Genomic DNA, 26,468 nt, shown 5'->3' on the forward strand with positions numbered 1-26,468 from the left:
CGACGATGGTCTTCTGAACGGCCACGCGGGTCTTTCGGGGCGAAGCATGACCATCCAGCACACGCTCTCATCGTCCGGCGGCCGCGGCTCGGCGACGGACCTCGCGGCGCGCTCGGCCGCCGCCGCCGCCATAGCCGCCGCCCACGCCGAGGCGGTGGACCGCGACGCGCGCTTCCCCGTCGAGGCGGTGGCGGCGCTGCGCTCGCAGCGGCTGCTGGGCGCGGCGGTGCCGATCGAGCTCGGCGGCGAGGGTGCCGGGATGCGGGCTCTGGCCGAGACCAGCTACGCCCTGGGCCGGGCCTGCGCCTCCTCGGCGATGATCTTCGCCATGCACCAGACCAAGGTCGCCTGCCTCACCCGCCACGGGCGCGGCGAGCCCTGGCGCGAGGGCCTGATGCGCCGGATCGCGGACGAGCAGTTGCTGCTCGCCTCCTCCACCACCGAGGGCCAGAACGGCGGCAACGTCCGCACCTCCGCGGCGGCCGTCGAGGCCGATGCCGACGGCGTCGCCCTGGAGCGCGCGGCCACCGTGATCTCCTACGGCGCCCAGGCCGACGGCATCGTCACCGTCGCCCGCCGGGCGGCGGAGGCGGGTGCCTCGGATCAGGTGCTGTGCGTCTTCTTGAAGGAGGACTACACCCTGGAGCGGCTGAACGGCTGGGAGACGCTCGGCATGCGCGGCACGTGCAGCAGCGGCTTCCGCCTGCGCGCCCGCGGCCGGCCGGAGCAGGTGCTGCCGGCCCGCTACGCCGACATCCACAACCAGACGATGACGCCGGTCTCGCACATCCTGTGGTCGAGCGCCTGGGCCGGCATCGCCGCGGGCGCCGTGGAGCGGGCACAGGCCTTCACCCGCACGGCGATGCGCGGAGCGGGCGGCGTCGCCCCGCCCGGCGCCCTGCACTACGCCCGCGCCGTCTCCAGCCTGAAGCAGGCGCGCGCCCTGATAGCGCAGGGGCTCGACCGGTTCGAGGCGGCGGCCGACGACCCCGCCGCGCTCGCCGCCCTCGACGCGCAGACCGCGCTGGCGATGCTCAAGGTCGAGGTCTCGGAACTCGCGGTGGCCGCGGTGAGCGGTGCGCTGCGCGCCAACGGGCTGGCTGGCTACCGCCAGGACGGCGACTTCAGCGTCGGGCGGGCGCTGCGCGACATCCTCTCGGCGCCGATCATGATCCACAACGACCGGATCGTGGCCAACCTCGCCACCGCCACCCTGATGGCCCCGGTCGCCCCCACCCTGCTCGCCTGAACCTGCCCGGAGCGCTTCCGATGAACATGCCCGTCCTCAACGTGCCGGCCGCGCCGCCGGCGACGGATCCGCTCGACAGCCTGTTCGACACGCTGTTCCGGCCGATGAACGCGCAGGGCGTCTACGCCCGCACCGGCGCCTACGAGTCCGTGGTCGAGGCGCTGGCCGCGCTGATCTCGTCGCGCCGGGAAGAGGCCACCGAGGTGTTCCGCTTTCCGCCGGTGATGAGCCGGGCGCACCTGGAGCGGCACGGCTACCTCAAGAGCTTCCCGAACCTGCTCGGCTGCGTCTCCTGCCTGGAGGGCAGCGAGGCGGAGATCCGCGCGGCGGCCGACCGCCACCTCGCCGGCGGCGACTGGACCACGGGGCTCGAGACCGCCGACCTCGTTCTGACGCCGGCCGCCTGCTATCCCGTCTACCCGATCGCCGCCGCGCGGGGCGCCGTGCCGCGGAGCGGCTACCGCTTTGACGTGGCCTGCGACTGCTTCCGCCGCGAACCCTCGCCGCATCTCGACCGCCTGCAATCGTTCCGGATGCGGGAATACGTCCGGGTCGGCACGCCGGAGCAGGTCGCCGCCTTCCGCGAGAGCTGGATCGCCCGCGCCACCGCGCTCGCCGACGACCTCGGCCTGCCCTACACGGTGGAGCAGGCGAGCGACCCGTTCTTCGGCCGGCTCGGCCAGATCATGGCCTTCAGCCAGCTCGAGCAGTCGCTGAAGTTCGAGCTACTGATCCCCCTGCGCGGCGCGGCCGCCGGAACCGCGTGCATGAGCTTCAACTACCACCGCGAGCATTTCGGCACGACCTGGGACCTGCGGCTGGAGGACGGCGAGCCGGCGCATACGGGCTGCGTCGCCTTCGGCATGGACCGCCTCGCGGTGGCGCTGTTCGCCACGCACGGCGCGCATATCGCCGACTGGCCGGCCCCGGTCCGCGCCGCGCTGAAGCTCTGAGCGCCGACGCCGTGGCCCTCGACCCGCACGTCCGCCGCTTCCTCGACATGATGGCGCTCGGCCGGTCCGGCACGCCGGACGTCGCGGCGCGGCGCGACGGCCTGCGCGCCCTGGCGGCGCTCGCCGGCCCGGCCCCGACGGGCGTCGCGACCCGCGATCTCGTCCTGCCGGGTCCGGCCGGACCGGTCGCCGCCCGGCTCTACGCGCCCGAGACCGGCGACAAGGGTGGCGGCGACAAGGGTGGCGGCGACAAGGGTGTCGGCGGCAGCGGGGCGGGGCTCCTGTTCCTCCACGGAGGCGGGCTGACGACCGGCGGCCTCGACACCCATGACGGGATCTGCCGGACGCTCGCCGCGGCGGGTGGCTTGTCCGTGGTCGCGGTCGATTACCGCCTCGCCCCCGAGCACCCGTTCCCGGCGGCGCTGGAGGATGCCCGCGCCGCCCTCGCCTGGACCGCCGCGCACGCGCCCGCCCTCGGCATCGACCCGGCGCGCCTCGCCGTCGGCGGCGACTCGGCCGGCGCGGGGCTGGCCGCTCTCCTCTGCCAGGAAGCCCGCGGCGCGGGTCCCCGCATCGCGGCGCAACTCCTGATCTGCCCCGTCCTCGACTTGGAGGGCGCCGGTCCGTCACGCACCGCGTTCGCCTCGGGCTACTTCCTCGACATCGCCACCATCGGCCGCGATGCGCGGGCCTGCGGGCTCGTCGGCCCCGGGGCCGCGCGGTTCGCGCCGCTGCGGACGGCCGACCTCACCGGCCTGCCGCCGGCCCACATCCACACCGCCGCCTGCGACCCCGTGCGCGACGACGGCACCGCCTACGCCGAGCGGCTGCGCGGCGCGGGCGTGCCCGCCGCCCTCACCTGCCACGCGGGCATGATCCACTTCTTCTACGGCCTCGGCCGCCTCGTCCCGCGGGCGCGGCCGATCCTCGCCGGCATGGCCGCGGACTTCGCCGGCCTTCTGACGGAATCCCGGGCCGCCGCCTGATCCTCCCCCCCCTCACCCACGGAGACAGCCATGACCCTGCGCCACACCATCGTCGACGCGATCGAGACGATCGCCCGCGAGCAGGACAAGCCGATGCCGCCGGTCACCGACGACCTCGTGATGGTCGACACCGAATTCGACTCCCTGTGCTTCGCCCTGCTGGTCGCCCGGATGGAGGACATGACCGGCGTCGACCCGTTCAGCGACATGGAGGTGGCCGACCTGCCGGTGACGGTGGGCGATCTCGTCGCCCTCTACGACCGCGCCGTGCAGAAGCGGGCGGCCTGAGCGCGATGATCCTGCGCGAGCGCCTCGCGGCCGCGGATCTCGGCGGCCTGACCCTGTCCGACCATCGCGGGCGGATGCCGCTCGCCGACCTGCTGCGCGGGACTGCGACGGCCCCCGCCGCCGCGGCGCTCGCCGGGCGCTCGGTGCTGCTCGCCACCGGCGGTCAGATGGCGGCGGCGCGGGCGATGGTCGCCCTCGACGGGCTCGCCGGCCGCATGGTGCTCGTGCCCCCCGGACTCGCGCCGGAGCACGTGGCGGCGATCGCCGCCGACGGGGGGGTCGAGAGCGTCGTCACCGACGAAGGATTTCCCGAGGCCGGGCTGCCCGCGTGCGTGCCGCGCGTTCCGGTCGAGGCGGCCTGCGCCGCCGCGGTGGAAAGGTCCGTGCCGACCGAGTGGGTGCTCGCCACCTCCGGCACGACCGGGCGGCCAAAGCTCGTCGCCCATACGCTCGAAGGGCTTGCGGGCGGCATCAACACCGCGGCGATCCCTGAGCCCGGCACGGTGTGGAGCACGTTCTACGACATACGCCGCTACGGCGGGTTGCAGGTCTTTCTGCGGGCGATGCTCGCCCCCGCCGCCCTGGTCCTGTCGGACGCGGATGAGCCGCTGCGCGACTTCCTCGCCCGGATCGGTGCGGCGGGCGTCACCCACCTGCTCGGAACCCCGTCCCACTGGCGGCTCGCGCTGATGAGCGCGGGCGTGAGCGAGATCGCCCCGCGCTACGTGCGCCTGTCCGGCGAGATCGCCGACCAGACGATCCTCGACCTGCTGCGCACCGCCTTCCCCGAGGCCCGCATCGCCCACGCCTACGCCTCCACCGAGGGCGGCGTCGGCTTCACCGTCGAGGACGGCCGCGAGGGCTTCCCCGCGGCGCTGGTCGGCACGCGGGCCGGCATCGAGATCACGATCCGGGACGACGGCCTGTACGTGCGCTCGAACCGGACCGGGCGCCGCTATCTCGGGGACGGGGCCCCCGCCCTGATGGACGCCGACGGCTTCGTCGATACGGGCGACCTCGTGGAGCGGCGCGGCGCGCGCTACCACTTCCTCGGCCGGCGCAGCGGCGTGATCAACGTCGGCGGCGCCAAGGTGCAGCCGGAGGAGGTCGAGGCCGTCCTCAACGTCCATCCGCGGGTGTCGATGTCCCGCGTCCGCGCCCGGCCGAACCCCCTGCTCGGCGCGATCGTCGAGGCGGAGGTGGTGCTGCGCGCTCCCGGCGCGCCGGAGGAGGCCGCTTCGCTCAAGAGCGCGATCATTGCCCATTGCCGGCCGCACCTCGCCCGCCACAAGGTGCCGGCGAGCGTGCGCTTCGTCCCCGACCTGCCGCTCACGGCCGGCGGCAAGCTTCTGCGGAGGGCGCCGTGAGCGAAACCCCGGCACGGGACCGCGTCGTCGTCGTCACCGGCGGCAGCCGGGGCATCGGTCTCGCCATCGCCGAGGCCCTGGCCGCGGACGGCCACCGGGTCGTCGCGGTGGCGCGGCGCTCCAGCGAGGCCCTGGAGGCGGCGGCGGGCAAGGCGGAGGGCCGGATCCGGTTCGAGCCCTGCGACCTCGCCGAACTCGATGCCCTCCAGCCGCTCGCCCAAAAAATCCGGGCGGCGCACGGGCCGGTCTACGGCCTCGTCAACAACGCCGCGCTGGGCACGCCGGGCCTGCTCGCGACGATGCCGGCGACCGAGATCGCCCGGCTCGTCCATCTCAACACGGTGGCGCCGATGGTGCTGACCAAGCTGCTCGTGCGCGGGATGATGGCCAAGGGCGCGGGCCGGGTCGTCAACGTCAGCTCGATCATCGCGTTCACCGGCTACAACGCCCTGTCGGTCTACGCCGCGACCAAGGCGTCGATGATCGGCTTTACCCGCTCCCTCGCCCGCGAGGTCGGCAAGCTCGGCGTCACCGTGAACGCGGTCGCGCCGGGCTTCGTCGAGACGGCGCTGACCGAGGGGATGGGGGCGGACGACCTCGCCAAGATCGCCGGCCGCAGCGCCCTGCGCCGCCTCGTCGAGCCGCGGGACGTGGCCGACGCCGTCGCCTTCCTCGTGTCGGACCGGGCGCGCAACGTCACCGGCACGGTGCTCACGGTGGATGCCGGCAGCACCGCCTGAGCGGCGTCACGGGCCCGCGCGCATCCGCTCCAGCACGGTGGCGTCGGCGTAGCCGTCCGGCGGCAGCCCCTTGGCCTTCTGGTAGGCGCGCAGAGCCGCGCGGGTGCGGGGCCCGATCTTGCCGTCGACCGTCCCGACCGGGTAGCTGCCCGCGTCGAGCCGGGTCTGGAGGTCGCGGCGCTCGTCCGCGCTCAGCATCCGGTCGCCCCGCGGCCAGTCCCGGGCGAGGCCGGGCTCGCCGCGCAGGCGGTCCGAGAGCAGCCCGACGGTCAGCGCGTAGGACAGGGCGGTGTTGTAGCGCAGGATCGCCGGGAAGTTCTGCGTCAGCAGGAAGGCCGGTCCCCGGGCGCCGGCCGGCAGGATCAGGGTGGCGGGGAGGCTGCCGTCGGCCGCCGGGTCGTCGCGGACCGGCCGGACGCCGAGCGCCCGCCACGCGTCGAGGCTGCGCGGGGTGGTCTCGTCGGCGAGCGCGAGGTCGAAGCCCTCCGGCAGGCGCGCCTCGTAGCCCCAGCGCACGCCCGGCCGCCAGCCCTCGGCGACGAGGTAGGCGGCGGTGGAGGCGAGCGCGTCCGGCACCGAGGTCCAGATGTCGCGCCGGCCGTCGCCGTCGAAGTCGACGGCGCGGGCGAGGTAGACGGTCGGCATGAACTGCGTGTGGCCCATCGCCCCGGCCCACGAGCCGGTGAGCCGCTCCGGCGGCGCGTCGCCCGCCGCCAGGATCTTCAGGGCCGCGATCAGCTCGGTTCGCCAGTAGGCGGCCCGGCCGTGATCGCCGCAGGCGAGGCTCGCCAGGGCGCGCACGACCGGTCGCACGATCCCGGGATCGTCGAGCACCGCGCCGTAGCTCGACTCGACGCCCCAGAAAGCGACGAGGACGTGGCGGTCGACGCCGTAGCGCGCCTCGATCGCCTGGAGCGTTGGCGCCCACTGTTCCAGCTTGGCCCGGCCGTCGGCGACCTTCGCGTCGGTGACGCTCGCCTCGATATAGGCCCAGATCGGCCGCGCGAACTCGGCTTGGTTCCGGGTCGCGGCGACCGCGTCCGGGTCCGGGGCGAGGCCCGTCAACTGCGCGTCGGCGAGCGCCCGCGGCACGCCCGCCTCCTCCGCCGCGGCGGCGAGATCGGACAGGCAGGCGTCGAAGGGCTGGGCGGGCGCGGAAGCCGCGGGTGCCGGGACCGTGGGCGCCGGGACCACGGGCGACGCTCCGGCGGCGGCCTCCGGCCCGGCCGCGGCCGGCACCGCGAGCGCCAGCGCGGCCAGTCCCGCGAGCGCGCCGATGAAGCCCCGTCCCCGATCCCGCATCCCGTTCCCCGCACCCCGTCGACCGCACATCGCCGACCGCCCCACCGTACCGGCGGCGCGCCGCCGACGCGAGGGCGCGGATCAGCCGAGCGACATCCGCAGGGGCGGCTCCACGTCCGGCGGGAGCGGGCTCCTGTAGCCGCCCGGGCCGGCGCGGCGGGCGAGGTCGGCCCGGGCCGCCGCCCGCAGCTCGGGGTCGGTGAGCGCGCGGGCGGCGAGGCCGGCCATCGCCTTGGCGACCTGCACCGTGGCCTTGTGGGCCGCCGGGCTGCGCCCCTGCGCCACCACCTGCCACGTGTGGAACGGCGTGCCGATCGCCACCGTCGGCGCGTGCGCCTGGACGGTGGGCACCACCCAGCTCACGTCGCCGACATCGGTCGAGCCGATCGCCGGGTCGCGGACCGTGTCGATCGGCACGAGCGAATCGGCGAGCGGCGCGTCGGTGCGCGGCTGGCCGATCGCGCGGTAGACCGCGTCGATGTCCCCGTCGGTGAGCGTCGCCCGAATATCTTGCGCGAAGGCGCGGTCGGCCTCGTCGAAATGCGGCGGGCCCAGCTCCTCCATCACCGCGTGCAGCGCCCGCTCCAGCGGCGCATTGGCGAGGATGTTCGACACCGCGCTCACGACCCGGACCTCGACGGCGGTCTCGGTCATCAGCGCCGCGCCTTGCGCGATCCTCTTCACCCGCTCCACCAGGGCGAGCATGCCCGGAAGGTCGCGGGCGCGGATCGAGTAGCGCACCCGGGCGCTCGCCTGGACGACGTTGGGGGCGATGCCGCCCGCGTCGAGATAGGCGTAGTGCACGCGCGCGTCGGACGGCATGTGCTCGCGCATGTAGTTGACGCCGACGCTCATCAGCTCGACCGCGTCGAGGGCCGAGCGGCCGAGATGGGGCGCCGCCGCCGCGTGGGCGGGCCGGCCGGTGAAGACGAAGTCGGCCCGGGTATTGGCGAGCGCCAGCGGCGGCGTCACCTCCCAGAAGCTCGACGGGTGCCAGGAGATCGCGATGTCGGCGTCGGCGAAGGCGCCCGCGCGGACCATGAATGCCTTGGCCGCGCCGCCCTCCTCCGCCGGGCAACCGTAGTAGCGCACCCGCCCCGGCAGGCCGGTCTCGGCGAGCCAGTCCTTGACCGCGGCCGCCGCCAGCAATGCGCCGGCGCCGAGCAGGTTGTGGCCGCAGCCGTGGCCGTGGCCGCCCGCCTCGACTGGGCGGTGCTCGGCCACCCCCGCTTCCTGCGACAGGCCGGGCAGCGCGTCGTACTCGCCGAGGATGGCGATCACCGGACCGCCCTCCCCCGCCTCGCCGATCAGCGCGGTCGGGATGCCGGCCACGCCCTTCGTGACCGTGAAGCCGTGGTGGCGCAGCTCGGCGGCGTGCTCGGCGGCCGAGCGCGTCTCGGTGTAGCAGAGTTCGGGCATGCCCCAGACGCGGTCGGCCAGCGCGATCATCCGCTCCCGGTGCGCGTCGACCTTCGCCCAGACGGCGCTGCGGTTGTCCATTCCGAGGGGTCTCCGGCGGGTGCGAGGAAGGTCCCACCATAGCGGCTTCGCGTGCGCCGTCTCCAGCCGCGGTCGCCGCGGGCGCGGCGATCTGCTACGCCCGCGAGCGCAATGAGCCGAGGAGACGGCAGGAGTCGCGTTCCGTGCGGGAATCCCTCGTGGCGCTGGCGCTCGCGGCCCTCGCCGCCGCGCCGGCCGGAAGCGCCGAACTGGTCCGCAGCCGCGACGTGGCCGCGCCGCCCGCCGCGGTCTGGGCGCTGGTCGGCGGGTTCTGCGCCATCGCCCTCTGGCACCCGCAGGTCGAGCGCTGCACCCTGTCGGAGGAGGCGGACGACGAGACGGCGCAGGTGCGGGTGCGGACCCTCGACCTGCGCGGCGGCCTCGGCATCGTGGTCGAGGTCGAGACCGACCGCGACGAGCGGGGGATGAGCTACAGCTACAGCTTCGTCCAGGGCGCGCTGCCGGTCTCGGCCTACAACGGCACCCTCGCCGTCCGGCCGAACGGCACGGGGGCGACGGTGATCTGGAGCGGCACCTTCGCCCCCCGGGACATGAGCGAGGCCGACGCCCTCGCCGACATGGAGGGCGTCTACGCGCGCGGGCTCGACGGCATCGCCCGCGAGGTCGCGAAATGAGGCGCATCGTCACGCAAACCTGATACCCCCGGGCTCGCCATCGCCCGGCCCCGACCGATCTGAGCGGGTGGAACGCGACCTACCAGAGGCGGCCGTCACCGGCCGAGGAAGCATGCGCCGTCACCGCCACGCCAAGATCGTCGCCACCGTCGGGCCGGCGAGTTCCACCCCGGACCGGCTCAAGGCCCTGTTCCTGGCCGGCGTCGACACGTTCCGCCTCAACTTCAGCCACGGCACCCACGACGACCACGCCCGGGTCCACGCGGCCATCCGCGCGCTGGAGCAGGAGGTCGGCCGCCCGATCGGCATCCTCCAGGATCTGCAAGGCCCCAAGATCCGCATCGGCACGCTCCGGGACGGCCGCCAGGACCTCGTCAGCGGCGAGAGCGTGCGCTTCGTCCTGGAGGGCGCGGACGGCGACAAGCAGGCGATCCCGCTGCGCCACCCCGAGATCTTCGCCGCCGTCGTGCCCGGCCAGGACCTGCTGATCGACGACGGCCGGGTGCGGGTGCGCGTCACCGGCCTGGAGGCCGACGCCATCACCGCCGAGGTGGTCACCGGCGGCGTCATCTCGAACCGCAAGGGCGTCAACCTGCCGGGAACCCTCCTCGACCTGTCGCCGCTCACCCCGAAGGACCGGGCCGACCTCGCCTTCGGCCTGGATCTCGGCGTCGACTGGGTGGCGCTGTCCTTCGTGCAGAAGCCCTCGGACGTGATCGAGGCGCGCGGCCTGATCGGCGACCGCGCCGGGGTGCTCGCCAAGATCGAGAAGCCGCAGGCGCTGGAGCGCATCGACGACATCATCCGCCTGTCCGACGCGGTGATGGTCGCCCGCGGCGACCTCGGCGTCGAGATCCCGCACGAGGACGTGCCCGGCCGCCAGAAGGAGCTGATCCGCGCCTGCCGGCTCGCGGTGAAGCCGGTGATCGTGGCGACGCAGATGCTCGACTCGATGGTCGGCGCCCCCGCCCCGACCCGGGCGGAGGCGTCCGACGTCGCGACCGCGATCTACGACGGGGCGGACGCGGTGATGCTCTCGGCCGAGTCTGCCACCGGCCAGTACCCGGTCGAGGCGGTGTCGATGATGGACCGGATCATCCGCTCGGTGGAGGGGCACAAGCTCTACCACTCGATCGTTGCCGCCTCCGACCCCGGCGAGGAGGAGACCCCGCCCCACGCGGTAGCGACCGCCACGGCCACGCTCGCCGAGGCGCTGCACGCCCGGGCGATCGTGGCCTACACGTCGAGCGGCACGACCGCGGCGCGGGTGGCGCGCAAGCGGCCCGAGCCGCCGATCCTGGCGCTGACGCCGAGCCTCGCCACCGCGCGGCGGCTGTGCCTGCTCTGGGGGGCGCACTCGGTCCACACCGAGGACGTGAACAGCTACGAGGAGATGACTGCCAAGGCGGCGCACTACGCCCAGGCCGAGGAATTCGCCAAGCCCAACGACCTGATCGTCGTCACCGCGGGCATCCCGTTCCACACCACCGGCAACACCAACAACATCCGGATGATCCAGATCTGATCCGGTGCGGCGGAACACCGCCGCGGGGCGGGCGACCTGCCAGAACGGGATCCGCACGAGGGGCCCGAGCACGACGGAGATCGTCATGGCCCAGATCCGGATCCTGAACCCCGTCACGGGTCAGGTCGTCGTCATCGATACCGACCGGCCCCTCCGGCGTTGACCGAGCGATCGGTGAGCCGCGGCGCGCGGAACGCCGCCGCGGCTTCGCCCGTTGGTGGTCAAGCTGCGCCGTTGCGGCGCGCAACGCGAGAGGATGGCCCCATGAGCCTGATCGGACGCATCGTCACCAAGATCCTCGGCACCGAGGACCGGCCCGTCGCACGGGACGACCGCAACGCGGGCTCGGCCACGCCGATCGGTCGGCTGGTCACCAAGATCCTGCGCAGGTAGCGGGCTCGCGGCACACGCTCCGGCCGCGCGCCGCATTCCGTGCGCCCCTCGCGGGCGCACGGTTCTCCGCCAGCGGGCTCAGTTCACGGCCTCGCCGTACGCCCGCTTGACGACCGGCGCGGCCGGCACCGTGTGATTCCAGAAGGCTCCGGTCCGCGCCTTGGCAAAGCCGTCCTCGTAGAGGGCGCGCATGTAGCCGGTATCGAAGCCCTTCGTCGGTATGGCCTTCGGCGCGGCCTCGTCGATGTAGGTGAGATTGAAGCCGATGCCGTTGTCGCGGGCCAGCGCGTAGGTGGTCGCGAGCGCCGACCGCGAGCGGGCCCGGCTGGCGGTGCTGAACGAGCGCTCGGCGATCGCCAGGGTGTTGTCCTTGGTCACCTCGAAGTCCGGCTCCAGCCGGCCGTTGATGATCACGTAGATGTTGGCCTTGCCACCGGTGCGCAGGCGGCGGTCGCGCAGCAGCAGCGTCTGCGGCAGGGTGAAGACCGGGGTGACCACCGAGCCGTCCGCGTGCATCTCCTGGAAGCGGGCCGTGCCGTCGGTCACGTTGATGAGCTGCGGCGGGAACACCGCCGGGACGCTGGCCGAGGCGGCCAGCACGTCGCGGAACAGGTCGGGCGCGTTCGGGGCGCCGCTCGCGGCGATGGCGCCCATGTTCCAGATCACCGCGCGCTGCGAGTCGAGATTCGTGGTCACGACCAGCAACCGGCGGCCCTTGGCGTGCTCGTCCGCCACGGCCCTGAGCAGATCGGGCGTGACGTAGCGGCCGACGAGGCTGCGCAGGCGCTCGTCGCCGAACAGGCCGGAGCCGAACAGCACGTTGACGATGTTGGGCGACTGCACCAGCGTCGCGGCCACGCCGCTGGTGTAGAACTCGGTGAGGTAGCTGTCGTAGCCGGAGCCGAGGAAGGCGAAGGGCGCGATCAGCGCGCCGGTCGACACGCCCGACACCAGGGTGAATTCCGGCCGGGTGCCCGACGCCGTCCAGCCGTTGAGCACGCCCGCGCCGTAGGCACCGTCGCCGCCGCCGCCGGACAGGGCGAGGTAGGTGAAGCCGCCGGGCCTCCGCTGCGGGTTGGCCGCGACGGTCGCGATCGTCTCGACCGAGGCGTCGGCGTAGACCCGCGCCCCCGGGATTCCCGGCAGGCTCGCCAGCGCCGCCTGCTCCACGGTGTAGGGGGTCCGCGGCGTGCCGCCACAGGCCGCCAACTGGGCCGTGAGCCCGAGCGCGGCCAGCCCGCGCAGCCCCAACCGACGATAACCCATCGCCACCAACCCCGAACGCCGCCGCGATGACCTTGGCCGCAACCGATGGAGCTTGACCGTATCCGCGCTCCCGCGAAAGTCCCCCCGCGCGGGAAGCAGTGGCTTGTGGCGCGCAGGCCACAGAATCGTCTCCCGGCCGAAGCCGGTGGACAGGCGGGCGCCGTCCTCAGCCATGGTTCCGCCCAACCCTTGCAAGCCCGGAGAGCGCCGCTGTAGGGTCTGCCTCGCGGTCCGGGTACATTGTGTCGCATGGGGTCCGGGAGCCGCCAAGTTGGGCGAACGCTCGCGCCGGGACCTGCGTCCCGGACCGTGGGCCGCAGGGCGGAGGGGGACCATGGAAGCGGGCCTGAGCTGGACGGACGAGCGCGTGGCGCTCCTGCGCCGCCTGTGGGAGGACGGCCAGAGCGCGAGCAAGATCGCCGCGCAACTGGGCGGCGTGACCCGCAACGCGGTGATCGGCAAGGTCCACCGCCTCGGCCTCGCCGGGCGCGCCCGGCCGGGCGAGGACGCGCCGATCGCGAGCGCCAAGATCGCGGAGATCGAGACCGCCATCGCCGTGGTCGAGACGCAGGCGCCCGAGCCGGTGGCGATCCTGTCGCACCGCCCCGCTCCCGAGTTCCCGCCGCCGGCCGCCGCGCCCGCCGCCGCGGAGCCCCTGGCGATCCCGCTCTCGCAGCGGGTGACGATCATGGACCTGCGCGAGTCGATGTGCCGCTGGCCGATGGGCGATCCGACGACGCCGGACTTCCGCTTCTGCGGCGCCCGCTCGATCACCGGCCTGCCCTACTGCACGCACCACGCCGAGATCGCCTACCAGCCGGCCGCCGAGCGCAAGCGCGACCGCCGCGCCGCCGGCTTCCGCTGATTTCTTCGGACGCACCGTTCTTTCGGACTCACTGCGGCGTCGCACCGTCCTGCGCGAGGAACCGGGCGGTGCCGGGGTTGAGCCACGCCGCCGGCACGAGGCCTGCGAGGTTGCGCGGGTCGCTCTCGGCGCCCTGCGGGTGGCGTGCGGCCATCGCGTCCCGCGCGCGGGCCAGAGCCCGAACCAGCCGGTAGGCCGTCTCCGGGTCGAGGCCCGGCCGGGCCAGGACGAGGCTCCACGAACCGACCGTCTCGATCGGCGTCGCCTGCCCCGCGAAGCTGCCGGCCGGCACGGTCAGGCGCCGCAGCGCCGAGCCCGGCCGCACCAGCCGCGCGATCGCCTCCGGCGGGGCACCGAGGAACCGGGCGCCGCCGGGGGCCCGGGCCGCGGCCACGAAGCCCGGCCAGCCGAGGCCGCCGCCCCAGAGCGCGTCCGCGCGCCCGTCCAGCACCATCGCCGGCCCGTCGCCCGCCCGGTCGAGCAGGATCGGCCGGATGTCGCGCCCGGGGTCGAGCCCGGCGGCCGCGAGGACGGTGCGGCCCATCGCCGTCAAACCGGAATCGTGGGTGCCAATCGCCACCGGCCGGCCGCGCAGGTCGGCGAAGCTCCGCACCGGGCCGGCGGCCGGCACGACGAGGAGGCCCGGCGTCGGGTACATCGGCGCGAGCACCGTCAGGCCGTCCGATCCGGCCAGCGCCGGGTAGGCGTACTCCCCCTGGACGAGGGCGAGGTCGACCGCCCCCGCGCGCAGCAGGCCCAGGTTCTCCACCGAGCCGCGGCTCGGGCGCGCCGCGACGTGCAGCGCCGGATCGACCGCTCGGAGCGCCGCCACGAAGGCGTCGCCGAAGGCCGGGAAGCCGCCGCCCGGGGTCGCCGTGGCCAGGGTCACGCGAATTTCCGCCTCGGCGCGGGCCGGCGGGGCGAGGCCGAACGCGAGCAGGAGGGCGAGACCGGCGCGGCGGGTCGGGCGTGCGGGAGGCCGGGTGCGAGTCATGCCGGGAGCCTACGCCGCGCCGCGCGCCGCGGGAACGCGCCGGAGAACGTTCTTTCCCGGATCTCCGCGTCGGCAGAGACGTTGTCCCACCGGCGGTTTCATCCGGCCCGGCCGGTGAAAAGAACTTGCGCGAAGGGCACTTAGCCCGATTGCCCCGGTCGCGGCGACACGATACGCAGCCACCGTCCGGCAGGCCTCGCACCGCCCGGAACCGATAGCCGAACGATCCCGCGAACCAGGAGCCACGCGATGGCCGAGTCCCCCAACGCGCCCAAGGTCGGCCACGGCCGTGTCTACGGCTCGATCACCGAGACGATCGGCAACACGCCGCTCGTGCGCCTCAACCGCCTGCCGAAGGAGCGCGGCGTCGACGCCGAGATCCTGCTGAAGCTCGAATTCTTCAACCCGATCGCCAGCGTGAAGGACCGCATCGGCGTCAACATGATCGACGCCCTGGAGGCCTCGGGCCGGATCCAGCCCGGCGGCACGCTGATCGAGCCGACCTCGGGCAACACCGGCATCGCGCTGGCCTTCGTCGCCGCCGCCCGCGGCTACCGTCTGATCCTGGTGATGCCGGAGACGATGTCGCTGGAGCGGCGCAAGATGCTGGCCTTCCTCGGCGCGCAGCTCGAACTGACCCCCGGCCCGCAGGGCATGAAGGGCGCGATTGCCCGGGCCGAGGAGCTGCTGAAGGAGATCCCCGGCGCGGTGATCCCGCAGCAATTCTCGAATCCCGCCAACCCTGAGATCCACCGCAAGACCACCGCCGAGGAGATCTGGGCCGACACCGGGGGCAAGCTCGACGCGTTCGTGGCGGGCGTGGGCACCGGCGGCACCGTGACCGGCGTCGGCGAGGTGCTGAAGCCCCGGCTGCCGGACCTCAAGGTGTTCGCGGTCGAGCCCGAGGATTCGCCGGTGATCTCCGGCGGCCAGCCCGGCCCGCACAAGATCCAGGGCATCGGCGCGGGCTTCATCCCGGAGAACCTGCACACCGACATCCTCGACGGCGTGCTCAAGGTCTCCAACCAGACCGCCTTCGAGACCTCGCGGGCGCTGGCCAAGCTGGAGGGGATCCCCGGCGGCATCTCCACCGGCGGCAACGTCGCCGCGGCGATCGAGCTCGCCAAGCGTCCCGAGTTCCAGGGCAAGCGGATCGTCACCGTCGCCTGCTCGTTCGCCGAGCGCTACATCTCCTCGGCGCTGTTCGAGGGCATCGGCTAGCGCTTCTCACCGGCCCGGCGCCCCGCGCCGGGCCTCGCGGCGGATCGGCGCCCGGCGCAACGATCGCCGCCGCCCCCCGTTGTCCGGAGGAATCCGAGACAGACCGGGAGGCACCACATGGCGGAGCAAGGACGACCGTCGCTCAAGACGTTCAGCGCGAACGCCGACCGCAACGGCCAGGATCTGGGGCAGGACTCGCCCCTCGATGTCGGGCTGCCCCAGAACACCCAGACCGACCTGATGCGCGACCCGGCGGGGGATGCGCAGGCCGCGCGCATCGCCTCCGGCACGCCGGGCCAGGACGCCACCGACGCCACCGAGGCCGAGACGCCGCCGGAGAACCTGCGCCGGCTGAAGGGCGAGGGCGGCCCCGACGCCGCCGCCTCCGAGGCGATCGATCGGGCCACGGCCGCGGTCGGCCAGGACGACGGGAAGCGCTGATGCCCCGGGAAACCAGCGATTCCGGCACCGTCACCCGCAAGCCCGACGACAAGGTCGGCTCGCCCGGCAGCCCGGCCGCGGGCGACGGCCACCAGACCCCCGATCAGGCGGAGATCACCGGCCTCGGCTCCGGCGGCAAGGACGATGCGGCGCGCAAGGACGATTGGGGCCGCGGCGAGCCGGGCTCCACGCCGCCGGCGGTGGGCGGCTCCTCCGGCGGCCATTCCGACCAGACGGCGTCGCGCGGCCCCGAGGCCGACCGCAAGGTGGCCGGCGGCCTCTACCGGGCAGAGCGGCGGAGCGAGGGAGAGGCATGAGCGAGCGCGAGACGCCGAAGCAGCGCCCGGCCGACGAGGAGCAATCCACCGGCACGGGGCGTCCGGCCAACACCGCGCCCGACGCGGTGAAGGACCCGAACGAGAAGACCGAGGGCCATCCGGGCCGCGGGCCGCAGGGCGGCACGACGCAGAACGACGAGACCGACCCCGGCGGCAGTTGACGCCGCCCGGCGTCTCGACGCGGTCAGGACAACCGGAAGACGATCGGTCCCGGCGCCACCGCCACGTCGCCGGGGCGGCAGCCGGTCTCGCCGCAGGCGTAGCGGATCGCGTCGCCGCGGGTGCGGAAGATGCCGCCGGCCAAGCCCTGGGCCTCGACCGCCACCCAGTGGCCGGATTCGTCCTGGCCGACGAGGTAAGCGCGCGGGGTCGGGACCGGCTGTGCGGCCGGACGGGTCGGATTCAACGCGGGCATGGATCGATCGGGGTTCGCGCGGTTCTCTCGGGACCGCATGGTCGAGCTATGGGCCCGGCCGTGAGGATTCGAGTGGCCCCGAGGCGTTCCGGTATAAGGGACTCATCAGCGACCCCGCCTGAACGGGCCGTCGGCGGCCGTTCAGGCGGGGACGATCGCCTCAGGCGACGGCCTCCTTCGACCGCTCGGCGCGCTTGCGGTCGTTCGGGTCGAGGATCGCCTTGCGCAGGCGGATCGACTTCGGCGTGACCTCGACGAGCTCGTCCTCCTGGATCCAGGCCAGCGAGCGCTCCAGGGTCATGCGGATCGGCGGCGTCAGGCGCACCGCCTCGTCCTTGGAGGTGGTGCGGATGTTGGTGAGCTTCTTGCCCTTGAGCACGTTCACTTCGAGGTCGTTGTCGCGGTTGTGCTCGCCGACGATCATGCCCTGGTAGACCTTCCAGCCGGGCTCGATCATCATCGGCCCGCGGTCCTCCAGGTTCCACATGGCGTAGGCCACCGCCTCGCCCTTGTCGTTCGAGATCAGCACGCCGTTGCGGCGGCCCGGCATCTCGCCCTTGTAGGGCTCATAGGCCTTGAACAGCCGGTTCATGATCGCGGTGCCGCGGGTGTCGGTCAGCAGCTCGCCCTGGTAGCCGATCAGGCCGCGGGTGGGGGCGTGGAACACGAGGCGCAGGCGGTCGCCGCCCGACGGCTTCATCTCCAGCATCTCGGCCTTGCGCTCGCTCATCTTCTGGACGACGACGCCCGAGTGCTCCTCGTCCACGTCGATGACGACCTCCTCGACCGGCTCCAGCACGCCGCCGGCCTCGTCCTTCTCGAACACGACGCGGGGCCGCGACACGGCGATCTCGAAGCCCTCGCGACGCATCGTCTCGATGAGGATGGACAACTGCAACTCGCCGCGCCCGGACACGTAGAACGAGTCCTTGTCGGACGCCTCCTCGATCTTGAGCGTGACGTTGCCCTCGGCCTCCTTGAACAGGCGGTCGCGGATCATGCGGCTCGTGACCTTGTCGCCCTCCGTGCCGGCGAGCGGGCTGTCGTTGACGATGAACGACATCGTCACCGTCGGCGGGTCGATCGGCTGGGCCTGGATCGGGGTCTCGACCTGCGGATCGCAGAAGGTGTCGGCCACCGTGCCCTTCACGAGGCCGGCGATCGAGACGATGTCGCCCGCCTCGCCCACCTCGATCGGGGCGCGCTCCAGGCCGCGGAAGGCGAGGATCTTCGAGACGCGGCCGGTCTCCACGACCTTGCCGCTCCGGTCGAGCACCTTGATCGACTGGTTCGGCTTCACCGTGCCGGCGGCGATCCGGCCGGTGATGATGCGGCCGAGGAACGGGTTGGCTTCGAGCAGGGTGCCGAGCATCCGGAAGGGCCCCTCCTCGGTCCTGGCCGGCGGCACGTGCCGCAGGACGAGTTCGAACAGCGGCGCCAGACCCTCGGACTGGTCGCCCTCCGGCGAATCCGCCATCCAGCCGGCGCGGCCCGAACCGTAGAGGATCGGGAAGTCGAGCTGCTCGTCGGTGGCGTCGAGCGCCGCGAACAGGTCGAACACCTCGTTGACGACCTCGTTGATGCGCGCGTCCGGCCGGTCGACCTTGTTGATGGCGACGATCGGCCTCAGGCCGATCTTGAGCGCCTTGCCGACCACGAACTTGGTCTGCGGCATCGGCCCCTCGGCGGCGTCGACCAGCACGATCACGCCGTCGACCATCGACAGGATGCGCTCGACCTCGCCGCCGAAATCGGCGTGGCCGGGGGTGTCGACGATGTTGACGCGGGTGTCCTTCCAGACGACCGAGGTCGCCTTGGCGAGGATGGTGATGCCGCGCTCCTTCTCGAGGTCGTTCGAGTCCATCGCCCGTTCCTCGACCCGCTGGTTCTCGCGGAAGGTGCCGGACTGCGCGAGCAGCTTGTCGACCAGCGTCGTCTTGCCGTGGTCGACGTGGGCGATGATGGCGATGTTGCGCAGTTTCATGGCAGCCTTCGGCCCGGGGTGAGACGGCGCCCCGGGCGGCCGCGGCGGCCGCCCGCGCCGGGAGACGGGCGGACTCGTGGTGGTTGCGCCGCAATATAAGCCCAGGCCGCCGCGGGCAAGTGCGCGCGGCGCACGGCCGGCCTGCCCGGGCCGGTCCCGGGTGCCCGCCCGCACGCGCGATCGGCCGCGATGCGCTATAATCCCGCGCCGGAACCGTGCCCGATCGCGTTGCGACCGGGCACGGTTCCGGCCTTCTGTTTCGACGCGCCCTCGTTCGCCGGACCGGCAACTACTTCGGCGGAGAGCGCTCCAGCAGCCCGGACATGGGGCGGCGGTAGGACACCATGCGCGAGCTCGAGCCGCGGCTCTTCCGCTACATCTGGCGACACTCGAAGCGCGAGCAGCTCGCGATCTGCACGATCGTGATCGCGTCGCTGCCGTTCTACTTCGCCTCCCTCGACCTGCCCAAGCGCATCGTCAACGACGCGATCACGGGCAAGGCCTTCGCCCACGGCGAGGCCACCGCCTCGTTCATGGAGATCAAGATCGACTGGCCCGCCTTCCTCGGCGGCGGCCGCACCGAGCTGTTCGAGGGGTTCCAGGTCGGCCGGCTGGAGCTGCTGCTCGGCCTGTCCGGCCTGTTCCTCGGGCTGGTGCTGATCAACGGCGCCTTCAAGTTCTGGATCAACCTGCGCAAGGGCGTGCTCGGCGAGCGCATGCTGCGCCGGCTGCGCTTCCACCTGTTCGCGCTGATGCTGCGCTTCACGCCGGAGGCGCAGCGCGAGGTGAAGCCGTCCGAGACGGCGACCATCATCCGCGACGAGGTGGAGCCGATCGGCTCGTTCATCGGCGACGCGATCGTCGTGCCCGTGTTCCTCGGCACGCAGGCGGCGACCGCGCTGACCTTCATCCTGATGCAGAACGTCTGGCTGGGACTCGCCGCCGCGGCGATGATCGCGGTCCAGATGACCGTGATCCCGCGCCTGCGCCGGGAGATCATCCGCCTGAGCCGCCAGCGCCAGATCGCCTCCCGGGCCTTCGCCGGCCGGGTCGGCGAGGTGCTCGACGGCCTCCAGGCGGTGACGCTCAACGACACCGGACGCTGGGAGCGGGCCGAGATCGGCGGGCGGCTCTACAGCCTCTACGACTTGAGGTTGCGGATCTACAAGCGCAAATTCGCGGTCAAGTATCTCAACAACCTGCTCGCCCAGGTCACGCCGTTCCTGTTCTACGCGATCGGCGGCGTGTTCGCGCTCAAGGGCCAGCTCGATATCGGCCAGCTCGTCGCGGTGCTCGCAGCCTACCGCGACCTGCCGCCGCCGCTGAAGGAGCTGATCGACTGGGACCAGCAGCGCCTCGACGTGGAGGTGAAGTACGAGACCGTGGCGGCGCATTTCGGGCCGCACCGCCTGCGCCCGTTCGAGCCCGAGGATGCGGGACCGCCGCCGCGCCTCGGCGGCCCGCTGGCGATCGAGGGCGTGAGCCTGCGCGACCCGAAGGGCGGGCTCCCGATCGAGATCGCCGACGCGCGGGCGGCGCTGCCCGCGCGCCTCGTCCTGGTGCCGCCGGGGCCCCTGCCGCAGGAATTCGCCCGGATCCTGGCCGGGCTGGAGACGGCCCGCGGCGGCACGGTGCGGATCGGCAGCTTCGATCTCGACACCGTACCGGGCGCGATCCGGGCCCGCCGGATCGCCTACGCGGGCGGCGAGCCGATCCTGTTCCCCGGCACGATTCGCGACAACCTGCTCTACGCGCTGCGAAACCGGCCGCTGCGCGAGGAGAGCCTCGACCTCAGCAAGCGCCGGATCAACGAGGCCCTGCGCACCGGCAACCCCTGCGACAGCGTCACGGACCCCTGGATCGACTACGCCGACCTCGACGTGGCCGACGCCGACGCCCTCGACGCGCGGATGCTCGAGATCCTCGGCCTGCTCGGGCTCGGCGACGACCTCTACCGGTTCGGTCTCGCCGCGCTCAGTTCGGTGGGCAACGACACCCCGGGCGGGCGACGGATGATCGCCGCGCGCGAGCACCTGCGCGCGCATTTCGAGCGCGAGGGGCTCGCCGGCCTCGTCATCCCCTTCGCCCGCAGCCGCTACAACGAGCAGGCGACGCTGGGTGAGAACCTGCTGTTCGGCGTCCCCCGCGACCCCGCGCTGACCGAGCCGCGGCGGCTCGCCGAGACCGCCCGCTTCCGCGAGGCGCTGGCGGAGGTGGCTCTGCTCGACGACCTCGAACGGATGGGCGTCGCCATCGCCCGCGCGCTGATGGAGATCTTCCACGACGTGCCGCCGGGCCACCCGCTGTTCCGACGCTTCTCGCTGATCACCCCCGAATCGGTGCCGGACTACAACCGGCGCCTCGCGCGCCTGCCCGACGACGGGTCCCTTCCGGAGGAGGACGGCGCGGCGTTCCTGGCGCTGGCGCTGGCCTACATCGAGCCGCGGCTGCGCCTCGGGCTGCTCGACGCGACCCTGCGCAACCGGATCGTCGGCGCCCGCGGCGCCGTCCAGGACGCGATGCACGGGGCGGACGGCTGCGACATCGAGCCCTACGATCCCGCCCGGGTCAGCCCGCGGGCGAGCGTGCTCGACAACCTCCTGTTCGGCCGCATCGACACGGCGCGGATGCACGGCGAGGCGATCATCCAGCGCGAGGCCCGCGCGGTGTTCCGGCAGTTCGACCTGGAGCACGCGATCCAGCGCCGCGGCCTGGAGCAGCAGGTCGGCAACCGCGGCCAGGCGCTCGCCGAGCGGGTGCGGGTGCGCCTCGGGCTGACCCGCGCGCTGCTGCGGCGGCCGGAGATCCTGGTCGCGGACCGGGTGGCGGAGCATCTCGACGAGGACGCCGAGACCCTGCTGCGGATCGTCGCCGAGACCCTGCCGGAGGCGAGCCTGATCGCCACCGTGGCGAGCGCGGCGGAGGCGGCGCGCTTCCCGGCGCAGGTGCGGATCGCCCCCGCCGGCGAGCGCGGCGGCGCGCGCGCCGGGGCGGACGAGCAGACGGCCGGCGGGGCGCGGCTCGCCAGCGCCGCGGAGTGACGCCCGGACGGTGCGGCCGGACGCGCCACGGGCGGCGCCCGGGTTTACTCCCGCGGCGGCCTGGGCCATCAGGCTCGGCCTTATGGACGTGATCGCCAGCCCCGACCGGACCGATCCCGCCGCCCCGCCGCGCCTCGTGCCGCCGATGCGCGAGCCGCCCGCGCGCGAGCTGCCGATCCCGGCCTACCTGCGCTCGATCCGCGACAACGGCATCCTCGGCTTCACCCGGGCGGCCTTCGAGGAACCGGTGACCCGCCGGGGGCTGCTCGGCCGCGCGAGCTGGGTCGTGAACGATCCGGAGGCGATCCGGCACATCCTCGTCGAGAATCAGGGCAACTATGCCCGCACCGTGGGCACCCTGCGCATCCTGCGCCCGATCCTCGGCGACGGCCTGCTGACCAGCGAGGGCCACGCGTGGCGCCACCAGCGCCGCACGCTCGCCCCGGCCTTCACCCCGCGGGCGATCGACGGGCTCACCCCGCATATCGACCGGGCGGTGACGGAGGGGATCGCGGCGCTGCGCGGCCCCGCCGCGGCCGGGCCGGTGGACCTGTTCGGCGCCTTCCACCGCATGGCCCTGGAGATCGCCGGACGGAGCATGTTCTCGGTGGGCATGGACCGGCACGGCGAGGCGCTGCGCCGCTTCATCACGGAGTACAGCGCCCGCATCGGCCGCCCCCACGTGCTCGACGTGCTGATGCCGCCGGGCTGGCCGACCCCGCTGGGCTGGGCGCGCGCCCGGTTCCGGCGGCGCTGGATCCCGTTCCTCGACTCGATCATCGCCGCCCGCGCCGCCGAGCCGGCGGGGCCGGGGGGCGACCTCCTCGACCTGCTGGCCGGCGCGCGCAATCCCGAGACCGGAGCGCCCTTCTCCGCGGAGGAGCTGCGCGACCAAGTGGCGACGATGATCCTCGCCGGCCACGAGACCACGGCGGGCACCCTGTTCTGGGCGGCCTACTGCCTCGCGCTCGCCCCCGGATGGCAGGAGCGCGTCGCGGCGGAGGCCCGCTCGGCCGACCTCGCCGACCCGACCGGCAGCCACGCCGACGGGCGATTGCCGGTGACCCGCGCGGTGGTGGACGAGGCCCTGCGGCTCTACCCGTCCGCCTTCGTGGTGGTGCGCCGGGCGCTCGGGCCGGACGTCGCGGCCGGCCACCGGATCAACCGGCACGACATCGTCATGATCAGCCCCTGGGTGCTGCACCGGCACCGGCGGCTGTGGGACGACCCGGACGCGTTCGATCCCGGCCGCTTCCTGCCGGGGGCGGCGGCGCCCCAGCGCTTCGCCTACCTGCCGTTCGGGGCCGGCCCGCGGGTCTGCATCGGCGCCCGGTTCGCCCTGGCCGAGGCGGTGCTGGCGCTGGCCCGGCTCGCGGCCGCCTTCCGCTTCGAGCTGGCCGACCGCACCCCGGTCCTGCCGGTCGCGGTGGTGACGACCCAGCCCGAGCGGCCGGTGCCGTTCCGCCTGATCCCGCGCTGAGCGCGCGACAGCCCGCCCGCCATTGCGCGCGCGAGCGCCCCCTCTCCCCCTTGCGGGAGAGGGTGGCACCCGAAGGGGGTCGGGTGAGGGGAGCGACGGTGCCGGATCGGGCGCTCGGCATCGACGCACGCAACCGTGCCTGAAGCCGGGCTCCCCTCTCCCGACCCGGCCTGACGGCCGGGCCACCCTCCCCCGCAGAGGGGGGAGGGAGCGGGGCGTACCCGTCAAGCGGCGAAGCTTGACGCGCTTTCCGACGCCGCGGCGATCACGCCGCCTTCTTCGCGGCGGACTTCGCCTCGGCCCCGGCCTTCTCCGCCACCTGGGCGATCTTGGCCGCGAGCTTGGCGTCGAGCCGGCCCGAGGCGCCGAGCGGCAGCTCGATGTCGAGGCCGAGCGTCGAGACGCCCTCGCCGCGCTCCAGCGTCATCTTCACCTTGTCCGGCTCGACCGAGACGTGGTTGGCGATGACCGCCAGGATCTCCTCGCGGAGCTGGAGCACGAGGTCGGGACGGGAGGTCTCGGCCCGCTCGTGGGCGAGGATGAGCTGCAACCGGTCGCGGGCCACCGCCCCCGACGAGCGCTTCTGGAAGATGCCGAGGATGCTCATGCCGCCCTCCGCATGAACAGCTTGTCGAGGAACGACTTGCGCTCGGTCGGCAGCGTCATCGGGACGGTCTCGCCGTTGAGCCGCCGGGCCGCGTCGGCGTAGGCGCGGGCCGGCGCGCAGAGCGGGTTGTTCAGCGTCACCGGGCAGCCGACGTTCGAGGCGCGCAGCACCTCCTGGCTCTCGGGGATGATCGCCAGCAGCGGGATCGACAGGATCTCCAGCACGTCCTCGGTCTTGAGCATGTCGCCGCGGTCGGCCCGGTTCGGGTCGTAGCGGGTGAGGATCAGGTGCTTCTCCATCTCCTCGCCCTTCTCCGCCTTGGCGGTCTTGGAATCGAGCAGACCGATGATCCGGTCGGAGTCGCGCACCGAGGAGACCTCGGGGTTGGTCACCACCACCGCCACGTCGGCGTGGTGCATGGCGAGCTGGGCGCCGCGCTCGATGCCGGCGGGGCTGTCGCACACCACCCAGTCGAACTTGTCGCGCAGCTCCTCCATCACCCGGGCGACGCCCGCGTCGGTGAGCGCGTCCTTGTCCCGGGTCTGCGAGGCCGGGAGCAGGTGCAGGGTCTCCAGGCGCTTGTCCTTGATCAGCGCCTGCGGGAGCTTGGCGTCGCCGTTGACCACGTTGATCAGGTCGTAGACGACCCGGCGCTCGGCCCCCATCACGAGGTCGAGGTTGCGCAGGCCCACGTCGAAGTCGACGACGCAGACGCTCTTGCCACCCTGCGCGAGGGCGGCGCCCAGGGCCGCGGTCGTCGTCGTCTTGCCGACGCCGCCCTTGCCCGATGTGACGACGAGAACCTTTGCCACGCGTCGCTCTCCTTGTGTCAGGCGTTGATCAGATGTTGCGTCGAGGTGTCGGTCGAAGAAGGTCAGTCCGGACGTTCGGTCGGAACGTTCAGTCCAGACTTGCGAGTTTGATGTTGCCGCCGTCGAGCCAGACCTGGGCGGGCTTGCCGCGCAGGGTGGAACCCATGTCCTCCGCCGTCCGCACGAGGCGGTCGATCCCCAGCAGCTCGGGCTCGAACTTGCGGCAGTAGATGCGCGCGCGCGGGTTGCGCGCGGCCCCGGCGATCGCCCGTCCCCGGAGCGCGCCGTAGACGTGGATCGAGCCGCCGGCGAGGATCTCGGCCCCCGAGGAGACGTGGCCCATCACGGTCACGTCGCCGGTCGGGTTGACCACGCTCTGGCCGGAGCGGACCGAGCCCTCGACGGTGATCGAGGTCACCACCTGCGGCTCCGGCTCGGCCGGCGCGGCCGGGATCTCGACCCGCTCGGACGGGCGGCCCTGGACCAGCAGCGGCGGCAGGCCGGCGCCGACCGCGTCCACGCCCTCGATCCCGAGGATCGGGATGCCGCGCTCCGCGAGCTGCGCCACGAGGGCGGCCAGGGCTTCCGGCCCTGACTCCGATCCTGCCCCGAGCGCGGCGGCGTCGAGGATCACGGCGCGGCCCTTGAACAGGGTCGGCGACCGCTTCAGCAGCGTGTCGAGGCCGGCGAGCCAGTCCGCGACCGGCGGCTCGGGGGCCAGCGCCAGCGCCTTGAAGGCGCGGCCGCGGAAGGCGAGCGGCCGGGGCGCGGGAGCCACCGTGGGAGCCGCCGCGGGGGCGGGCTCCGGAGTAGTCGGCTCGGGGAGAGGTTCGCTCATGACCGCCCGTTAAGAGACCTTACCGGACCATTGACGGCGGGTATGGTTACCGAAGGGTTAAGTTTCTGATCCCGTCGGCAAATTCTGCCGGGATCCTGGGATGCCGGGTTCTCCCGGGGTCCCGCGCGGGCGGGCTCGGCCGGCCGGGCCCGATGCTTGCATCGGTGCGCTGGCGCCCTCGCCCGGCGAGCGGCGCGCGACCGACACCACGCACAATCCCGTCACCGGAGACCGGGATCCGGCGCGATCCCGACGCCGGCAGCCAGCAGAAGGAACAGCGATGGCCTACCTCGCGCCAGCGGAATTCGCCGTGAAGATGGTGGATGCCGGCGAATCCAAAGTCTTCATGTCGACCCGGGATACCGTGATCCGCGCCTACATGGCCGGCGCGATCCTGGCGCTCGCCGCGGTGTTCGCGGTGACGATCACGCAGCAGACCGGCGTGCCGATCCTCGGCGCGGCGCTGTTCCCGGTCGGCTTCTGCATGCTCTACCTGCTGGGCTTCGACCTGCTCACCGGCGTCTTCGTGCTCACCCCGCTGGCCCTGCTCGACAAGCGGCCGGGGGTGACGCTCGGCGGCGTGCTGCGCAACTGGTGCCTCGTGTTCGTCGGCAACTTCCTCGGCGCGCTGACCGTGGCCTTCATGATGGCCTGCGTGTTCACCTACGGGTTCACCTCGCCGCCGGACAAGACCGCCGAGTTCATCGCCCATGTCGGCGAGAAGCGCACGCTGGGCTACGCCGAGCACGGCTTCGGCGGCTGGATGACGCTCTTCCTGCGCGGGATGATGTGCAACTGGATGGTGTCCACCGGCGTGGTCGGCGCGATGATCTCCACCCACGTCAGCGGCAAGGTGATCGCCATGTGGATGCCGATCATGGTGTTCTTCTACCTGACGTTCGAGCACTCGGTGGTGAACATGTTCCTGTTCCCGTCCGGGTTGATGCTCGGGGCCAAGTTCTCGATCATGGACTACCTGATCTGGAACGAGATCCCGACCGTGCTCGGGAACCTCGTCGGTGGCCTCGCCTTCACCGGCCTGACCCTGTACTCCACCCACGTCCGCACCGCGCCCAGGCGCCCGATGCCGGCCCGGGTCGAGGCGACGCGCCGCGCCGCGGCGTAATCGAGCCCCGCGCCGTCATCGCGAGCGACAGCGAAGCGACCCAGCAGCGCCACCCTTCGGAGCGTCGCACTGCCCTGGATTGCTTCGCTCCGCTCGCAAGGA

26 protein-coding genes are annotated in these 26,468 nt (G+C 73.3%); 17 read left to right on the forward strand and 9 right to left on the reverse strand.

Going from position 1 to position 26,468, the window contains the following annotated elements:
- Nucleotides 1–46: 46 nt before the first annotated feature.
- The 6 genes from Q8W71_RS08445 to Q8W71_RS08470 are packed head-to-tail and all read left to right on the forward strand — an operon-like array spanning nucleotide 47 to nucleotide 5,583.
- Entirely contained in the window at nucleotides 47–1,249 is a 1,203-nt protein-coding gene (locus Q8W71_RS08445; RefSeq protein ID WP_305524899.1) for an acyl-CoA dehydrogenase family protein, read from the forward strand.
- A gap of 20 nt (nucleotides 1,250–1,269) precedes the next feature.
- Nucleotides 1,270–2,202: an amino acid--[acyl-carrier-protein] ligase gene (locus Q8W71_RS08450; RefSeq protein WP_305524900.1), complete on the forward strand. Its 933-nt coding sequence runs from the start codon at nucleotides 1,270–1,272 to the stop codon at nucleotides 2,200–2,202.
- Nucleotides 2,203–2,213: 11 nt separating this feature from the next.
- On the forward strand, nucleotides 2,214–3,188 hold the full coding sequence (locus Q8W71_RS08455) for an alpha/beta hydrolase (protein ID WP_305524901.1): 975 nt from the start codon (nucleotides 2,214–2,216) through the stop codon (nucleotides 3,186–3,188).
- Nucleotides 3,189–3,218: 30 nt separating this feature from the next.
- The gene (locus Q8W71_RS08460) at nucleotides 3,219–3,476 is read left to right on the forward strand and encodes an acyl carrier protein (protein ID WP_305524902.1); all 258 of its coding nucleotides are present in this window, start codon (nucleotides 3,219–3,221) and stop codon (nucleotides 3,474–3,476) included.
- Nucleotides 3,477–3,481: 5 nt separating this feature from the next.
- Nucleotides 3,482–4,843, forward strand: coding sequence for an ANL family adenylate-forming protein (locus Q8W71_RS08465; protein WP_305524903.1), 1,362 nt, complete (start codon nucleotides 3,482–3,484; stop codon nucleotides 4,841–4,843).
- Nucleotides 4,840–5,583, forward strand: coding sequence for an SDR family NAD(P)-dependent oxidoreductase (locus Q8W71_RS08470; RefSeq protein WP_305524904.1), 744 nt, complete (start codon nucleotides 4,840–4,842; stop codon nucleotides 5,581–5,583). Before Q8W71_RS08465 ends, Q8W71_RS08470 begins: the two co-directional genes overlap by 4 nt.
- Nucleotides 5,584–5,589: 6 nt before the next feature.
- Here the strand turns inward: Q8W71_RS08470 and Q8W71_RS08475 are convergent, their stop codons facing one another.
- Together Q8W71_RS08475 and Q8W71_RS08480 are read right to left on the reverse strand one after the other, a co-directional pair.
- Nucleotides 5,590–6,885, reverse strand: a complete 1,296-nt coding sequence (locus Q8W71_RS08475) for a lytic murein transglycosylase (protein ID WP_305524905.1) — start codon at nucleotides 6,883–6,885, stop codon at nucleotides 5,590–5,592.
- Nucleotides 6,886–6,966: 81 nt separating this feature from the next.
- Entirely contained in the window at nucleotides 6,967–8,385 is a 1,419-nt protein-coding gene (locus Q8W71_RS08480; RefSeq protein ID WP_305524906.1) for an amidohydrolase, read from the reverse strand.
- 143 nt (nucleotides 8,386–8,528) lie between these two features.
- On the opposite strand from Q8W71_RS08480, the gene Q8W71_RS08485 reads away from it, so the two are divergent.
- The 3 genes from Q8W71_RS08485 (at nucleotide 8,529) to Q8W71_RS08495 (ending at nucleotide 10,938) form a co-directional block, all read left to right on the forward strand.
- Nucleotides 8,529–9,020: an SRPBCC family protein gene (locus Q8W71_RS08485; protein WP_305524907.1), complete on the forward strand. Its 492-nt coding sequence runs from the start codon at nucleotides 8,529–8,531 to the stop codon at nucleotides 9,018–9,020.
- A 112-nt stretch (nucleotides 9,021–9,132) separates the two neighbouring features.
- On the forward strand, nucleotides 9,133–10,545 hold the full coding sequence (gene pyk, locus Q8W71_RS08490) for a pyruvate kinase (protein WP_305524908.1): 1,413 nt from the start codon (nucleotides 9,133–9,135) through the stop codon (nucleotides 10,543–10,545).
- A 264-nt stretch (nucleotides 10,546–10,809) separates the two neighbouring features.
- Nucleotides 10,810–10,938, forward strand: a complete 129-nt coding sequence (locus Q8W71_RS08495; protein WP_305524909.1) for a TFIIS helical bundle-like domain containing protein — start codon at nucleotides 10,810–10,812, stop codon at nucleotides 10,936–10,938.
- A 78-nt stretch (nucleotides 10,939–11,016) separates the two neighbouring features.
- On the opposite strand, the gene Q8W71_RS08500 is transcribed toward Q8W71_RS08495, so the two are convergent.
- Nucleotides 11,017–12,204, reverse strand: a complete 1,188-nt coding sequence (locus Q8W71_RS08500; protein WP_305524910.1) for a patatin-like phospholipase family protein — start codon at nucleotides 12,202–12,204, stop codon at nucleotides 11,017–11,019.
- Between the two features lie 334 nt (nucleotides 12,205–12,538).
- Here Q8W71_RS08500 and Q8W71_RS08505 point away from each other — a divergent pair, with 334 nt between their 5' ends.
- Nucleotides 12,539–13,069, forward strand: a complete 531-nt coding sequence (locus Q8W71_RS08505; RefSeq protein ID WP_305524911.1) for a GcrA family cell cycle regulator — start codon at nucleotides 12,539–12,541, stop codon at nucleotides 13,067–13,069.
- Between the two features lie 28 nt (nucleotides 13,070–13,097).
- Here Q8W71_RS08505 and Q8W71_RS08510 read toward each other — a convergent pair whose 3' ends face one another.
- Nucleotides 13,098–14,063 (reverse strand): TAXI family TRAP transporter solute-binding subunit, encoded by a 966-nt coding sequence (locus Q8W71_RS08510; RefSeq protein ID WP_305524912.1) that lies wholly within the window; start codon nucleotides 14,061–14,063, stop codon nucleotides 13,098–13,100.
- A gap of 249 nt (nucleotides 14,064–14,312) precedes the next feature.
- Between Q8W71_RS08510 and cysK the strand changes: the two genes are divergently transcribed.
- The 4 genes from cysK to Q8W71_RS08530 all read left to right on the forward strand — a co-directional run bounded on the left by cysK (nucleotide 14,313) and on the right by Q8W71_RS08530 (nucleotide 16,224).
- Complete coding sequence (gene cysK / locus Q8W71_RS08515; protein ID WP_305524913.1) at nucleotides 14,313–15,284, forward strand: cysteine synthase A; 972 nt, start codon at nucleotides 14,313–14,315, stop codon at nucleotides 15,282–15,284.
- A 117-nt stretch (nucleotides 15,285–15,401) separates the two neighbouring features.
- Nucleotides 15,402–15,725, forward strand: coding sequence for a hypothetical protein (locus Q8W71_RS08520; protein WP_305524914.1), 324 nt, complete (start codon nucleotides 15,402–15,404; stop codon nucleotides 15,723–15,725).
- Nucleotides 15,725–16,042 (forward strand): hypothetical protein, encoded by a 318-nt coding sequence (locus Q8W71_RS08525; protein WP_305524915.1) that lies wholly within the window; start codon nucleotides 15,725–15,727, stop codon nucleotides 16,040–16,042. The genes Q8W71_RS08520 and Q8W71_RS08525 overlap by 1 nt, the downstream gene beginning before the upstream one ends.
- Nucleotides 16,039–16,224 (forward strand): hypothetical protein, encoded by a 186-nt coding sequence (locus Q8W71_RS08530; RefSeq protein WP_305524916.1) that lies wholly within the window; start codon nucleotides 16,039–16,041, stop codon nucleotides 16,222–16,224. Before Q8W71_RS08525 ends, Q8W71_RS08530 begins: the two co-directional genes overlap by 4 nt.
- A 23-nt stretch (nucleotides 16,225–16,247) precedes the next feature.
- Here the strand turns inward: Q8W71_RS08530 and Q8W71_RS08535 are convergent, their stop codons facing one another.
- Together Q8W71_RS08535 and typA are read right to left on the reverse strand one after the other, a co-directional pair.
- Complete coding sequence (locus Q8W71_RS08535; RefSeq protein ID WP_305524917.1) at nucleotides 16,248–16,478, reverse strand: RAG2 PHD domain containing protein; 231 nt, start codon at nucleotides 16,476–16,478, stop codon at nucleotides 16,248–16,250.
- 160 nt (nucleotides 16,479–16,638) lie between these two features.
- Nucleotides 16,639–18,462, reverse strand: coding sequence for a translational GTPase TypA (gene typA / locus Q8W71_RS08540; protein WP_305524918.1), 1,824 nt, complete (start codon nucleotides 18,460–18,462; stop codon nucleotides 16,639–16,641).
- Nucleotides 18,463–18,806: 344 nt separating this feature from the next.
- Here typA and Q8W71_RS08545 point away from each other — a divergent pair, with 344 nt between their 5' ends.
- A complete protein-coding gene (locus tag Q8W71_RS08545; protein WP_305524919.1) occupies nucleotides 18,807–21,503 on the forward strand; it encodes an ABC transporter transmembrane domain-containing protein in 2,697 nt (898 codons plus the stop codon).
- A gap of 82 nt (nucleotides 21,504–21,585) precedes the next feature.
- Complete coding sequence (locus Q8W71_RS08550; protein WP_305524920.1) at nucleotides 21,586–22,983, forward strand: cytochrome P450; 1,398 nt, start codon at nucleotides 21,586–21,588, stop codon at nucleotides 22,981–22,983.
- 265 nt (nucleotides 22,984–23,248) lie between these two features.
- On the opposite strand, the gene minE is transcribed toward Q8W71_RS08550, so the two are convergent.
- The 3 genes from minE to minC all read right to left on the reverse strand — a co-directional run bounded on the left by minE (nucleotide 23,249) and on the right by minC (nucleotide 25,240).
- On the reverse strand, nucleotides 23,249–23,590 hold the full coding sequence (gene minE, locus Q8W71_RS08555; protein ID WP_305524921.1) for a cell division topological specificity factor MinE: 342 nt from the start codon (nucleotides 23,588–23,590) through the stop codon (nucleotides 23,249–23,251).
- A complete protein-coding gene (gene minD, locus Q8W71_RS08560; protein ID WP_305524922.1) occupies nucleotides 23,587–24,402 on the reverse strand; it encodes a septum site-determining protein MinD in 816 nt (271 codons plus the stop codon). Before minD ends, minE begins: the two co-directional genes overlap by 4 nt.
- Before the next feature lie 88 nt (nucleotides 24,403–24,490).
- Nucleotides 24,491–25,240 (reverse strand): septum site-determining protein MinC, encoded by a 750-nt coding sequence (gene minC / locus Q8W71_RS08565; RefSeq protein WP_305524923.1) that lies wholly within the window; start codon nucleotides 25,238–25,240, stop codon nucleotides 24,491–24,493.
- 280 nt (nucleotides 25,241–25,520) lie between these two features.
- On the opposite strand from minC, the gene Q8W71_RS08570 reads away from it, so the two are divergent.
- Nucleotides 25,521–26,366 (forward strand): formate/nitrite transporter family protein, encoded by an 846-nt coding sequence (locus Q8W71_RS08570; protein WP_305524924.1) that lies wholly within the window; start codon nucleotides 25,521–25,523, stop codon nucleotides 26,364–26,366.
- The last annotated feature ends 102 nt before the right edge of the window (nucleotides 26,367–26,468 follow it).

The organism is Methylobacterium amylolyticum (genome assembly GCF_030700245.1).
Classification (GTDB): Bacteria; Pseudomonadota; Alphaproteobacteria; order Rhizobiales; family Beijerinckiaceae; genus Methylobacterium.

Excerpts from the sequence above, each read along its gene's own strand:
- Q8W71_RS08510 (WP_305524912.1), bottom strand. The coding sequence starts at position 14,063 with ATGACTCGCACCCGGCCTCCCGCACGCCCGACCCGCCGCGCCGGTCTC.
- Q8W71_RS08480 (WP_305524906.1), bottom strand. The coding sequence starts at position 8,385 with ATGGACAACCGCAGCGCCGTCTGGGCGAAGGTCGACGCGCACCGGGAG.
- Q8W71_RS08465 (WP_305524903.1), top strand. The coding sequence starts at position 3,482 with ATGATCCTGCGCGAGCGCCTCGCGGCCGCGGATCTCGGCGGCCTGACC.
- Q8W71_RS08500 (WP_305524910.1), bottom strand. The coding sequence starts at position 12,204 with ATGGGTTATCGTCGGTTGGGGCTGCGCGGGCTGGCCGCGCTCGGGCTC.
- Q8W71_RS08530 (WP_305524916.1), top strand. The coding sequence starts at position 16,039 with ATGAGCGAGCGCGAGACGCCGAAGCAGCGCCCGGCCGACGAGGAGCAA.
- Q8W71_RS08445 (WP_305524899.1), top strand. The coding sequence starts at position 47 with ATGACCATCCAGCACACGCTCTCATCGTCCGGCGGCCGCGGCTCGGCG.
- Q8W71_RS08535 (WP_305524917.1), bottom strand. The coding sequence starts at position 16,478 with ATGCCCGCGTTGAATCCGACCCGTCCGGCCGCACAGCCGGTCCCGACC.
- Q8W71_RS08520 (WP_305524914.1), top strand. The coding sequence starts at position 15,402 with ATGGCGGAGCAAGGACGACCGTCGCTCAAGACGTTCAGCGCGAACGCC.
- typA (WP_305524918.1), bottom strand. The coding sequence starts at position 18,462 with ATGAAACTGCGCAACATCGCCATCATCGCCCACGTCGACCACGGCAAG.
- Q8W71_RS08460 (WP_305524902.1), top strand. The coding sequence starts at position 3,219 with ATGACCCTGCGCCACACCATCGTCGACGCGATCGAGACGATCGCCCGC.
- Q8W71_RS08525 (WP_305524915.1), top strand. The coding sequence starts at position 15,725 with ATGCCCCGGGAAACCAGCGATTCCGGCACCGTCACCCGCAAGCCCGAC.
- Q8W71_RS08505 (WP_305524911.1), top strand. The coding sequence starts at position 12,539 with ATGGAAGCGGGCCTGAGCTGGACGGACGAGCGCGTGGCGCTCCTGCGC.
- Q8W71_RS08450 (WP_305524900.1), top strand. The coding sequence starts at position 1,270 with ATGAACATGCCCGTCCTCAACGTGCCGGCCGCGCCGCCGGCGACGGAT.
- minE (WP_305524921.1), bottom strand. The coding sequence starts at position 23,590 with ATGAGCATCCTCGGCATCTTCCAGAAGCGCTCGTCGGGGGCGGTGGCC.
- Q8W71_RS08550 (WP_305524920.1), top strand. The coding sequence starts at position 21,586 with ATGGACGTGATCGCCAGCCCCGACCGGACCGATCCCGCCGCCCCGCCG.
- cysK (WP_305524913.1), top strand. The coding sequence starts at position 14,313 with ATGGCCGAGTCCCCCAACGCGCCCAAGGTCGGCCACGGCCGTGTCTAC.
- Q8W71_RS08475 (WP_305524905.1), bottom strand. The coding sequence starts at position 6,885 with ATGCGGGATCGGGGACGGGGCTTCATCGGCGCGCTCGCGGGACTGGCC.
- Q8W71_RS08545 (WP_305524919.1), top strand. The coding sequence starts at position 18,807 with ATGCGCGAGCTCGAGCCGCGGCTCTTCCGCTACATCTGGCGACACTCG.
- pyk (WP_305524908.1), top strand. The coding sequence starts at position 9,133 with ATGCGCCGTCACCGCCACGCCAAGATCGTCGCCACCGTCGGGCCGGCG.
- Q8W71_RS08570 (WP_305524924.1), top strand. The coding sequence starts at position 25,521 with ATGGCCTACCTCGCGCCAGCGGAATTCGCCGTGAAGATGGTGGATGCC.
- Q8W71_RS08495 (WP_305524909.1), top strand. The coding sequence starts at position 10,810 with ATGAGCCTGATCGGACGCATCGTCACCAAGATCCTCGGCACCGAGGAC.
- minC (WP_305524923.1), bottom strand. The coding sequence starts at position 25,240 with ATGAGCGAACCTCTCCCCGAGCCGACTACTCCGGAGCCCGCCCCCGCG.